General features: G+C 67.4%; 10 protein-coding genes and 3 pseudogenes. 6 read left to right on the top strand and 7 right to left on the bottom strand.

The window, feature by feature from the left end:
* The 3 genes and pseudogenes from WA944_RS25590 to WA944_RS25580 all read left to right on the top strand — a co-directional run.
* On the top strand, window positions 1–240 hold a 240-nt coding region (locus WA944_RS25590), incomplete at its 5' end, for a DUF2293 domain-containing protein (protein WP_526647464.1).
* Between the two features lie 126 nt (window positions 241–366).
* Window positions 367–519 (top strand): annotated as a pseudogene (locus WA944_RS25585) (type II toxin-antitoxin system VapB family antitoxin); the annotation flags it as partial.
* A gap of 97 nt (window positions 520–616) precedes the next feature.
* Window positions 617–1007 (top strand): annotated as a pseudogene (locus tag WA944_RS25580) (PIN domain-containing protein).
* 20 nt (window positions 1008–1027) lie between these two features.
* Here the strand turns inward: WA944_RS25580 and WA944_RS25575 are convergent.
* Window positions 1028–3382 (bottom strand): CocE/NonD family hydrolase, encoded by a 2355-nt coding sequence (locus WA944_RS25575; RefSeq protein ID WP_526647463.1) that lies wholly within the window; start codon window positions 3380–3382, stop codon window positions 1028–1030.
* Between the two features lie 644 nt (window positions 3383–4026).
* Between WA944_RS25575 and WA944_RS25570 the strand changes: the two genes are divergently transcribed.
* A complete protein-coding gene (locus WA944_RS25570; RefSeq protein ID WP_526610140.1) occupies window positions 4027–5661 on the top strand; it encodes a fatty acyl-AMP ligase in 1635 nt (544 codons plus the stop codon).
* A gap of 37 nt (window positions 5662–5698) precedes the next feature.
* Window positions 5699–6499: a GAF domain-containing protein gene (locus tag WA944_RS25565; protein WP_526374707.1), complete on the top strand. Its 801-nt coding sequence runs from the start codon at window positions 5699–5701 to the stop codon at window positions 6497–6499.
* On the opposite strand, the gene WA944_RS25560 is transcribed toward WA944_RS25565, so the two are convergent.
* From WA944_RS25560 to WA944_RS25540, 5 genes are all read right to left on the bottom strand, one after another.
* Window positions 6496–7254: a GAF domain-containing protein gene (locus WA944_RS25560; protein WP_526374709.1), complete on the bottom strand. Its 759-nt coding sequence runs from the start codon at window positions 7252–7254 to the stop codon at window positions 6496–6498. The genes WA944_RS25565 and WA944_RS25560 overlap by 4 nt on opposite strands.
* Window positions 7251–8000: an ANTAR domain-containing protein gene (locus WA944_RS25555; protein WP_526374711.1), complete on the bottom strand. Its 750-nt coding sequence runs from the start codon at window positions 7998–8000 to the stop codon at window positions 7251–7253. Before WA944_RS25555 ends, WA944_RS25560 begins: the two co-directional genes overlap by 4 nt.
* Before the next feature lie 33 nt (window positions 8001–8033).
* The gene (locus WA944_RS25550; protein WP_526374713.1) at window positions 8034–8186 is read right to left on the bottom strand and encodes a hypothetical protein; all 153 of its coding nucleotides are present in this window, start codon (window positions 8184–8186) and stop codon (window positions 8034–8036) included.
* Window positions 8187–8237: 51 nt separating this feature from the next.
* Window positions 8238–8396 (bottom strand): DUF6307 family protein, encoded by a 159-nt coding sequence (locus WA944_RS25545; protein ID WP_526610143.1) that lies wholly within the window; start codon window positions 8394–8396, stop codon window positions 8238–8240.
* An 87-nt stretch (window positions 8397–8483) separates the two neighbouring features.
* Window positions 8484–9686, bottom strand: coding sequence for a fatty acid desaturase family protein (locus tag WA944_RS25540; protein WP_526610145.1), 1203 nt, complete (start codon window positions 9684–9686; stop codon window positions 8484–8486).
* A gap of 206 nt (window positions 9687–9892) precedes the next feature.
* Between WA944_RS25540 and WA944_RS25535 the strand changes: the two genes are divergently transcribed.
* Window positions 9893–11068, top strand: coding sequence for a N(5)-(carboxyethyl)ornithine synthase (locus tag WA944_RS25535; protein WP_526374719.1), 1176 nt, complete (start codon window positions 9893–9895; stop codon window positions 11066–11068).
* Here the strand turns inward: WA944_RS25535 and WA944_RS25530 are convergent.
* A pseudogene (locus WA944_RS25530) lies at window positions 11061–11261 on the bottom strand (transglutaminase-like domain-containing protein); the annotation flags it as partial. The gene WA944_RS25535 and the pseudogene WA944_RS25530 sit on opposite strands and share 8 nt — an antisense overlap.

Here is an 11261-nt window from a genome sequence, read left to right as displayed (position 1 = left end):
GCCATCGCCTACCACGCCGCCCTGCGCGGCAGCGGCCGCGTGGGGCGCAGTGCCGCCGGTCGCGCGTTGGATCCCAAAGCCATCCGCCTCGCCGTCGCCGCGTCCGTCAGGCACGTCGACACCGACTACGACGACCTGCTGATGTCCGGCCTCGACCGCGACGACGCCCGGCACCGGGTCCGCGACCGCGTGGACGAGATCCTCGACACCTGGCGCGCCGGCGTCGTCAACCTGGACTGACCCCGCCGTTGACACTGCGTCCAGGGCGGCAAAATGCGAGTGAGCTCTGCCGTCAGCGCAGTCTCAACGAACCACGTATGTTGGCGATATATGCTCGGTACCAACATCGCCAACATTGGAGGCGCAGTGTCCGTGACGCAGATCGACCTCGACGATGAAGCGCTGGCCGAGGTGATGCGGCTGGCCGGCGTACACACCAAAAAAGAGGCCGTGAACCTCGCGATGCGGGACTACGTGGACCGCTTCCGGCGGATCGAAGCGCTGGCCCGTTCCCGTGAACAAGCGAAGGGGTGGGACTACGACGGCTGGCTCGCCGCGCGGGCCGACGAGAAGGCCGTCGGGCATTGATCCAGTTCCTGGTGGATTCGTCGGCGGTCTGGCGGCTGCAGCGACAACCCGAACTCACCGAAGTATGGAGCGCCCCCGTGGCCAGCGGCGCGGTCGGCTCGTGCGAACCGCAACGTGCCGAGTTCCGTCGATCGGCCCGCAACGCCGACGAGTTCGATCAGATGAACCAAATGTTTTGCGACGTCTACCCGGATGTGCCGGTCGCCAAATCCGTGTGGCGGTGGATTGATACGGCACAGCACCGGCTTTCAAGCGTCGGCGCGGCGCGAGCGCTGTCGGTTGTGGATCTACTGGTCTGCGGGACCGCGGCCGCCCGCGGACTGGTGGTGCTCCATGACGACGCCGACTACGAACTTGCCGAGCGCCACCTACCCGATGTCGCCGTGCGTCGCGTGGTCCCTGCCGACACCCAGCCCTGAGCGTTGCGCTGCACCGACAACTACGCGGCCGCGACCGCCTGCGCAGCCGCCAGCGTCGGCAGCCGCACCGACATCCCCTCCACGGTGATGGCTCCGAAGGAGTAGAAGTTCAGGAAGTTGAACGCCGAGGTCACCACCTGCACGGTCACCGACTGCCCCGGCGCCAGCGTGTGTGCGATCTGTTCCATCGGGATCGTCACGGTGCGCGTCTGCCCGTCCAACTCGACCGGAATCGGGGTGATGTGGTTGCCCAGCACCAAACCCGTTCTGTCGTCCACGATCTGGGCATACACGTGCTCGGCGTTGCCATTGCCCGAATAGGTCAGCGTCAGCTCCGGTGCGCCGACGATGTGCGTCGTCTCGGTGGCATCGGGAACCTGCAGGTTCACCGCGTTGAACGCCCACGTCGCCGACGGCACGCCGAGCAGCGCCGGCACCAGTCCCCTGGTGATGACCAACGGGTTGGGTCCCGAACCGCCGAGGAACGGGATGTAGGCGATCGTGCGGCGATCGGTGCGCACCGCCGTCACCGACGTCATCGACCCCGGCGCGGGATAGCTGTCCGAGGAGAACCAGTCGCCGTTCTGATCCACCCACTCGAACTGCGCCCCGGTGTCCACAGCCTCGCCCTTGACGTACCGGTTCAGCCAGTCCAGCGTCCGGCCGATGACGACCTCGCCGTCGTTGAAGTCGCTCAGGCAGGTGCCGTGGCCGCCGCAGTACCACAGCACCTTGGTGGTGGTTCCCGCATCGATCAGCGACAGGGCGTTGGCGTCGGCCTGCCCCAGTGTGAACAGCGTGTCCACGGTGCCCTGGATCAGCAGCGTCGGCGCGGTGATGTCACCGATCTGGTCGGCGTAGCCCCGGTCGTTGAGCAGGTCGAGGTCCGACTGCGCCACCTGCCCGGTGAGGATGCCCACGATCGCCGCGGGCAGGATCCGCTCGTTCGGCCGCGACAGCGTGGCGACCAGGACCGCGCTCAGCAGCGTGCCCCAACCACTGCGCACCGAGGAGTCGGGGAACAACACCTCGGTGAGGCTGTTCCAGGCGATCGTCGGCACGATCGCGTCTACCCGATGATCGATTGCCGCCGTGGCCAATTGGATGCCGCCGCCGTAGGACGCACCGACCATGCCCAGCGTCGGATCGTTCGCCCCGTCCAGCGCGACCTCGGGCAGCGTCGCCAGGTAGCTGATGATGTGCGAGACGTCGCGGCCCTCGAAATCCGGTGACTGCAACTGCATCCGGCCATCGGAGCGCCACTCCCCGCGCGGATCCCAGGTGACGACGTTGTAGCCCGCCCCGCGCAGCGCGCCGATGCCGATGACGTCGTTGGGCAGGAAGCTGTCGACCTCCAGTTCCAGCGTCGTCGAACCGGGCAGGCCCAGCCCCGAGCCTGACATCACCGTCGGAGCCTGCTCCCCGGCCTGAAGCCCCTCGGCCGGCATGAAGTTGACGAAGATCTTGGCCCCGTCGAACGACCTGACCAGGAAGCTGCGGGGCGCCGGGGCGCCCGCCGGAGCCCGGTGGTCGATCGGGAACCCGATCACCGGGTGGATGACGTCGCCGACGAACGGGATCACATGCGCGAGCCCGACGAGCGGTGTGACCACCAGAGGCCCGAGCACCGGGATCCGCTGCAGCCACTCCAACGGCGGTGTCCATTCGATGATCTCGACGTCGGTCGGGATCGGGTACTGCTCGGCGGCGGCCACCGCCAGGCTGGTGCCCACCTGCTCGGCCTCGGACTCGGTCGTCAGCTCCCGACCGGCGGCGACCAGCGACATCACCAGAGAGGTCACCGTCGGTGCGACAGGGGCCTCGGTGTCGTCCGTTGCTTCTTCAGCGGTGACGGCGGACAGTTCCGTCGTCACGACCTCGACGGGCTCGACCGGCGCGGCTTCGGCAACCAGCGGCTCATCGTCGACCACCTCGACCGGCTGCTCCTCGGCGACCACCTCGGGTTCGTCGGCCGGTTCCTCGGCTTCCTCGACAGGCGCCTCGTTGGCCCGATTCTTGACGTCGGTGTCGTCCTCGACATCGGAGTTGTCTTGCTCGTCGTCGGAGGAGTCCTCGTCGGCTTGGGGGTCCTGGTCGGCTTGGGGGTCGGCTGAGTCATCGGTGTCGGCTGAGTCGTCGGTGTCGGAGTCCCTGGTGTCGCGGGACTTCGACCGCGTCGACGACGCCTCGCCCGAGGACGCCGAAGACGCGGACGACGTGCTGGAAGACGTTGACGACGTTGACGATGTTGTGGCTGATGAGGAGCCTGTGTCGTCGTCGGCTGCGGCCGAACCCGCCCCCATGACGATCGCGGCACCGATTCCCAGAGCGACCGCCAGACTGCCCACTCGACCCACATATGACCCCGCACCCATGGCCAACTGCTTACCGTGTCTAACCGGCCCACCGGGCGGCTTTGCGGATTTCTTACCGATGAGTCAGTTGGGCATGGTCTGCGCTGCGGAATCCGCGCCGGCACCGCGCCCTGGGCGACGAATTCATGGTCTGGCAGCGGCATCCAGCGAACTACCCGCGCTGCCCGGAGCGCGCCGACGTCGCGATTCGGCAACGTCGACCGGGGATGCGGGGCAGCTATGGACCGACGCGGTATGGTTTAGCAGGGTTGGCTCTCAGCCCTGCGGAAACGTCACGGCGGCGATGTCTTGTCCCTGCCGAGTGTTCGACGTCAGCCGATCATTCACGTTGTGCGCCCCAGTGGGGGTTTGGTGTCGCAACGTTTCCGAGGTCGTAACGATCAGTGGTACATCGGACGTGCCTGGCTGGCCTTATCCGGTCCAGCCGGTACAGTCAGCCCGTCTGACATGTCGCGACCCTCGATTTGACTGGATCGGGAACCGTCTGGGGAACCGAGGAGGTCTGACATTACCGCGACTCACCACCACCTCGCGGCAGTCGAACTCCAGCGGCTCGCGCAATCCCTGACGCACCAGCAACTTTTTCGCGGGCCACGGGCACAGATCACAGGCGTTTTCGCGCCGAAGCAGCGTTAGGGGCTTCCATGAGCCGATTTACCGAGACCATGTACGCCAACGCCCAAAGCAGCACCAAAGGCCTGATCACCGGCGAGCCGCACGCACCCGTGCGCCATTCCTGGACGGAGGTGCACGCACGGGCCCGCCGCGTAGGCGGTGGACTGGCCGCCGCGGGCATCGGCCCCGGTGACGCCGTCGCCGTGCTGGCCGGCGCGCCGGTCGAGATCGCACCGACCGCCCAAGGCATCTGGATGCGCGGCGCCAGCGCCACCATGGTCCACCAGCCCACACCGCGCACCGACCTGGTGCGCTGGGCTGAAGAGACCACCGCCGTCATCGACATGATCGCGGCAAGAGCCGTCGTCATCTCCGACCCGTTCATGGTCGCCGCACCGGTGCTGGAAGGCATGGGGATGACGGTGCTGACCATCGAGGACCTACTGGCCGCCGACCCGATCGAACCGGTCGACACCGACGACGACGCCGTCGCGCTGATGCAGCTGACGAGCGGCTCCACCGGCTCCCCGAAGGCCGTGCAGATCACCCACGCCAACATCGTCGCCAACGCCGACGCGATGACCGTCGGCTGCGACTTCGATATCAACACCGACGTGATCGTCTCCTGGTTGCCGTGCTTCCACGACATGGGCATGACCGGATACCTGACGGTGCCGATGTACTACGGCGCCGAGCTGGTGAAGGTCACGCCGATGGACTTCCTCAGCGATATCTTGTTGTGGCCCAAGCTGATCAGCAAGTACAAGGGCACCATGACGGCCGCACCGAACTTCGCATACAACCTGCTGGCCAAAAGGCTGCGCCGCCAGGCCACCCCCGGTGAGTTCGACCTGTCCTCGCTGCGGTGGGCGCTGTCGGGCGCCGAGCAGGTGGACCCGCTCGACGTCGAAGACCTCTGCGAGGCCGGCGCACCCTTCGGCCTGAAACCCGAGGCGATCATCCCGGCCTACGGCATGGCCGAGACGACGGTCGCGGTGTCGTTCTCCGAATGTGGCGGCGGCATGGTCGTCGACGAGGTGGACGCCGACCTGCTCGCCGTGCTGCACCGCGCAGTGCCGGCCACCAAGGGACACACCCGTCGGCTGGTCGTCCTGGGCAAGCCGCTGCACGGCCTCGAGTTACGGGTCGTCGACGAAGACGGCAGCGAACTCGACGCCCGCGGCGTCGGCGTCATCGAGGTCCGCGGGGAGCCCGTCACCATGGGCTACACCACGGTCGGCGGGTTCATCGCCGCCCAGAACGAACGGGGCTGGTACGACACCGGCGATCTGGGCTACCTCACCGAGACCGGCGACGTCGTGGTGTGCGGCCGCCTCAAGGACGTCATCATCATGGCCGGCCGCAACATCTACCCGACCGATATCGAGCGTGCTGCCGGCCGGGTGGCCGGGGTGCAGCCCGGGTGCGCGGTCGCGGTGCGGCTGGACGCGGGCCGGTCCCGCGAAACGTTCGCGGTGGCGGTGGAGTGCAAGGACTACGCCGACGACGCCGCGGTCCGCCGGGTCGAACGGCAAGTCGCCCACGAGGTGTTCGCCGAGGTCGACGTGCGGCCCCGCAACGTCGTGGTGCTCGCGCCGGGCACCATCCCCAAGACCCCGTCCGGCAAGCTGCGACGGGCGCACGCACTGTCCCTGGTGAGCTGATTAGTCGGCACTCCAGGCGGGTATCGTCCAAGGAACCATGGCTGATTACGACGCGCAGCCCGGCCGGGTGCCCCATGAGGATCTTTCGTCCGCTCGACGCGAAGCCGACGAGAGCGATCTGAACGCTGGGCTGAGAGGCGTCTCAGGTCTGGTGGCAGGCGCCCGCGAAGTCAGTGAGCTCGTCGGTGACGTGGCGCAGTTCGCCGCACACGCCGTCCCCGGTGTCGACGGGGCCAGCGTCGCGCTGCTACAGCCCCAGCACGTGGTGCCTCGTCTGCAGACATGTGCGGCCACCGCGGAGTTCGTCGAAGAAATCGACAGCGCACAGTACGAAGAGCTCCGCGAAGGCCCGTGCATCACCTGCATGGAGACCGGGCGGACCACGATCAGCGGTTCACTGGGCGGTGACTGCCGGTGGCCGCATTTCGGCGGCAGGGTGGCGCGCATGGGCGTGCATTCCGCGCTGTCGCTGCCGCTGATCGTCGGCGAAGAGGTGATCGGCGCGATCAATACCTATGCCCGTGCCCGGGACGCGTTCGGCGAGCACGCCGTCCGGCTGGGTTCCCAGTTCGCCGCGACGGCCGCGGTATCGGTGCACAACGCGGAACTGCTCGCCAGCGCCCGACAGCGGACCGAACACCTGCGGCGTGCGCTGAGCAGTCGCGCGGTGGTCGATCAGGCGATCGGCATTATTCGCAGTCGCACCGGCGCCACCGCCGACGAGGCGATCGAGCGGCTGAAGCGAGCCAGCCAGACAGACAACGTCAAGCTCGTGCTGGTCGCCGAACGGCTGGTCGACGAGGCGGTGCGCCGGGCACGCGCCCGACACCGCCCCTAGTCGCTTCGCGCCGAAGCGAATTCGGTGATCGAAGCAATCAGCGCCGGGCGTGAATGGCGGTCGGTCATCAGCTGTCGAGCGACTTCGGTGAGGTGTTCGCCGCCGGCGCGCGAGTAAGCGCGCAGCACGGTGAAGGCCTGCTCCACCGACACATCGAGGATCTCGCGTAGATACCCCTTCGCCTGCTCCACGACCACCCGGCTGGCCAGCGCCGAGCGCAGCTGCGGCAGCACCGTCGACGGTGTCGGGGCCTGACCCTGCAGGATCGCCACACACGCGATGTGCGCGAGGGTCTGGGCGACCAGAACGTCGGCATCGTTGAGTTCGCCAGGCTCGGTGCCGAACAGGCCCAGCGCACCCAGTACCAGGCCGGCGGCACGCATCGGCACGGCGTGCACCGAGGTGAACCCGGCGTCCAGCGCGGCGGGCACGAAGCGGGGCCAGCGCTGCACGTCAGCCGTCAAGTCGGCAACCGAGACGCGCTGGCCGCTCGCGTAGCACTCCACGCACGGACCCTCGTCGGCCTGCAGCTGGAAGAGCTCCAGATCGCGGGCCTGTGGGGTGGTCGCGGCCAGCAGATGCAGCCGGTCGAACGGATCGGCGAGCAGGAAGCCGGCGGCGGCCACATCGAGCAGTGTCGCGCAGCGCTCGGTGAGTTCGGTCAGCAGGTCCATGACGTCGAAATCGACGAGCACGCTGTCGACGAGGGTGACCACCGCGTCCAAAACGCGGGTTTCACGGGGAGATTCAGTCACAGTGGACCTCCGTCCTGAGGATTCGGTACGCCGTCCATACAGTCGGACTCCAGCGTGAGTCGGCGCTCGAGAATGTCGCGGGCCACCTCGGTGGCGGCCCGGCCGGTCGCATAGGCGTGGGCCCGCAGCCGCAGCAGCGCCTCGGCGGGCTCGATGTGCAGCTGCGCCACGAGCATGCCGGTGGCCTGGCTGACCTCCGCGCGCGAAAGCGTGTTCAGCTCGGTCCAGGCGTTGCTCCCGGGATCGCTGGCAGCGGCCTTCATATCGGAGTCCAGCAGATCGAGAAGCGGGATTCCCGCCAGCTCCGCAGCGACGATCGCCCCCGCGAGCTCACCGCCGGCCAGTTTGCCCGGCAACACCCGGAAGAAGTCCAGAGCACCGACGTACTCCCCGGCGACCACCACCGGCATCGCGTACACGCCGTGGATCTTGAGATCGAGCATCGCGGGGCCGTAGATGGGCCAGCGCTTGTCGTGCGGGTCGGCGAGGTCGGTGACGAACACCGGCGCCCGCCGGGTGATCGACTCCAGGCACGGCCCCTCGCCGAGGGTGAACTGCAACTCGTCGCACTCCCTGGCATGCTGGCTGCTGGAGCCCAGCGTTCCGGTGTTGGCTCCGTCGAACACCAGTGAGATCGCCGCCGCGTCGATGTCGAGCAGCAGCACACACGCCTCACAGAGCCGGTCGGCGGCATCTATGCCGCGCCGGCCGCCGACTGCGGCCAGAAGTTGTTCACGGATCGCCACTTTCAACCGATCCGGTTCCCGCCCGCGCGCCCGTCAGCCCCAGAACCCATGCTTCTTCCATCTCTTCTCATCGCCTTCGACGTGCGTCCACTCACCCATGGCATAGCTGAACGGCTGCCGGGCACCGCCCCGCACCACGTCGAGGCTGCCGTCATGGTGTTTGACGAAGCTGTCACCGAACCGCATGTACTGATCGGTCGGCCGTCGGAGAGCGTCACGGTGACCGTCATGCGCGACTCAGCGCACCGTCTCGGGAATCGTGTTCAGAGTGTGCAGCACGTGCACGGCGAGCTCGGCCGCGGCCTTGCCGCCGAGCTTGGAGTGATCCTTGATGGTGTCCTTGACGAGTTCGACCCGCCGGTCGTAGGGGGATCGGATCTGGGTTGGTGCCGCCATGGTGAAATTCCTTCTTAGTCGGGCATGTTCGCTCGGAACCGAGCTGCCCGATACCCGCAACGGTACGCCCTCGCCGGACGGTCGGTGTCAGCACCGGCGTTTGCGCGCCTGCTCACGCAGTGCCGTTCGAAGACCCCCCGCCGAATCGCCACGGTCGGCACTGCCCGCAAACTTGCGTTCGGAGGCGGTTTCCGGCGCGTCGTCACTGGTGGCGAGCAGGAACCGGTCGGGAAGTGCCAGCTTGTGGATGGTGCGCAGCACCAGAAAGTATTGGCGCACAAGCGAACTGCTGGTGTAGGGCAGATCGTATTTGTCGCACAGCTCGCGAACCCGCACCGCGATCTGCGCCAGCCGGTTGCTCGGCAGGTCGGGGAACAGGTGGTGTTCGATCTGGTAGCACAGGTTGCCGCTGGAGAACGCCAGCAGCGGGCCGGCGTTGAAGTTGGCGGCACCCAGCATTTGGCGCAGGTACCATTCGCCGCGGGTCTCGTTGTCGAGCACGTCGGCGGTGAACTTCTCCGCGCCGTCGGGGAAGTGCCCGCAGAAGATCACCGCATATGCCCAGAAGTTGCGCAGCAGGTTCGCCGCCGCATTGGCTGCCAGGGTGCGGCGCCAGCGCCACCGGCTCAGCGCCGGGAACAGCACGTAGTCCTTGATCGACTGCCGGGCGATCTTGCCGGCGAAGGACTTTCTTGCCTGGACCACCTTTTCGCGGTCCGGCAGCAGCCGGTCCCGCTCAGAATGGATGCCGTGCAGGCCGATCCCCCACTCGAAGATGCTGGCCAGCAACAGATTACGCAGCGGCTGAAACAGGTGTTCGGTTTTCCACGGTTGGTCGCGGGTCATCCGGATGACGCCGAAACCCAAGTCGTCGTCGACTCCGACGATGTTGCTGAACATGTGGTGGCGGTAGTTGTGCGAGTATCGCCACTGCGACGACACCCCGACCATGTCCCACTCCCAGGTGGTCGAGTGGATCTCCGGGTCGTTCATCCAGTCCCACTGGCCGTGGCCGACGTTGTGGCCGATCTCCATGTTCTCGATGGATTTGGCGTAGGCCAACGCCGCCGTCCCCACGGCCCAACCGGTGCGGGACCGGGTACAGCCGATCAGCAGCCGCGCGGCGACGTCGAGGGTGCGCTGGAACTTGATGGTGCGCCGGATGTAGGCGGTATCCCTGGCTCCGCGCGACTCCTCGACCTCACAGCGGATGGCGTCCAGTTCGTCGCCGAGGGCTTCGATCTCCACCTCGGTCAGATGGGAGTACGCAGCGATGTCGGCGATGGCCAATGCGGTGTCCTGTCGGTCCGTCCGAGCGGTAAAGGTGCGGGCTCGTGGTGGGAACCCAGGGTGTGCGGACCACCAGCCATATCGGGTGACAACGGCAGCTCGTCGGCGTTGCCCTCAGGCTAATCAGGCCGACTGCATGCGTCAACGCGACCTGTAGGGTCAGGAGGTCGGGACCAACCGGGGCCCATGTCGAAGGGGTCGGCGTCATGACACGAAGCGCTGAACCACAACGGCTTTCGCTGGGGGTGCTGGCGCAGTCCCGCAAGCCCAATGAACGTAGACTGGCTATCCATCCGGCGCATCTCAGCAGGATCGAACCCCACATCCAGCAGCAGCTCTTCCTCGAGCACGGGTACGGTGCGCAGTTCGGCGCCACCGACGACGCCCTGGCCGGCATGGTCGGCGGCATCCGCAGCCGCGAGCAGCTCATCGCCGACTGCGACGTCGTCCTGCTGCCCAAGATCCAGGCCGACGACCTCGCTGAGATGCGGGTGGGCCAGACCATCTGGGGCTGGCCGCACTGCGTGCAGGATCCGGCGCTGACCCAGGTCGCGATCGACCGGCAACTGACGCTGATCGCGTTCGAGGTGATGAACCACTGGCAGTCCGACGGCGGGTTCGGCCTGCACGTCTTTCACAAGAACAACGAGCTGGCCGGCTACTGCTCGGTGCTGCACGCCATGGCGCTGGCCGGCATCACCGGCAGCTACGGCCGCCGGCTGCGTGCTGCGGTCATCGGGTTCGGCGCGACCGCCCGCGGTGCCGTCACCGGCCTCAACGCCCACGGTGTCGACGAGGTGCACGTGCTGACCAACCGAGACGTCGCTGCCGTCGCGTCACCGATCCACTCCACCCAGATGGTGCAGATGGGACGCGCCGCAGACACCCCCAACCCAGACAACCCCGACCGGATCTGGGCGGACACCCCGGACGGGCGGATGCCGGTTGCGGACTTCCTGGCCGAGTTCGACATCGTCGTCAACTGCGTTCTCCAGGATCCCGAATCCCCGCTGGTCTTCGTCACGGAGGCGGAGCTGGCATCGTTCACTGCCGGCAGCCTGGTGATCGACGTCTCCTGCGACCTCGGCATGGGGTTCGACTGGGCCCGCCCGACCTCGTTCACCGATCCGGTCATCGAGATGGCCAACGGCGTGCAGTACTACGCCGTCGACCACAGCCCGTCGTACCTGTATAACTCGGCGACCTGGGAGATCAGCGAGGCGCTGCTGCCGCACCTGGAAACGCTGCTGGCCGGGCCCGAGGCCTGGGAGCAGACCCCGACGCTGGCGCGGGCCATCGAGATCCGCGACGGTGTGGTGCAAAACCCCGCCATCCTGTCGTTCCAGCACCGCGACGAGACCTACCCGCACCGGCTCAGGTGATCGACACCAGCTGATCCATCGAGTCCCTGGGAAGATCGCCGTCGACGACGGCGCTCACCATGAGCGTGTCCAGCGTGATCGCCCCGTCGTGGTTGGTCAGGAAGGCGATGTCGGCGGCGTCGCGGCCGGTGGCGATGCGCACCAGGGACTGCCGGGGCGCCAGCAGGGTCCCGTCGACCACCCGCCACTGCCC

The organism is Mycobacterium sp., from assembly GCF_049683355.1.
Lineage (GTDB): Bacteria > Actinomycetota > Actinomycetes > Mycobacteriales > Mycobacteriaceae > Mycobacterium.
Note: the sequence above shows the minus strand (reverse complement) of the source record. Positions and strands in the feature narration are given on the sequence as shown.

Bases quoted from the DNA above. Each gene is read 5' to 3' on its own strand.
- WA944_RS25575 (WP_526647463.1), bottom strand. From the start codon at position 3,382: ATGGGTGCGGGGTCATATGTGGGTCGAGTGGGCAGTCTGGCGGTCGCT.
- WA944_RS25570 (WP_526610140.1), top strand. From the start codon at position 4,027: ATGAGCCGATTTACCGAGACCATGTACGCCAACGCCCAAAGCAGCACC.
- WA944_RS25565 (WP_526374707.1), top strand. From the start codon at position 5,699: ATGGCTGATTACGACGCGCAGCCCGGCCGGGTGCCCCATGAGGATCTT.
- WA944_RS25550 (WP_526374713.1), bottom strand. From the start codon at position 8,186: ATGCGGTTCGGTGACAGCTTCGTCAAACACCATGACGGCAGCCTCGAC.
- WA944_RS25545 (WP_526610143.1), bottom strand. From the start codon at position 8,396: ATGGCGGCACCAACCCAGATCCGATCCCCCTACGACCGGCGGGTCGAA.
- WA944_RS25535 (WP_526374719.1), top strand. From the start codon at position 9,893: ATGACACGAAGCGCTGAACCACAACGGCTTTCGCTGGGGGTGCTGGCG.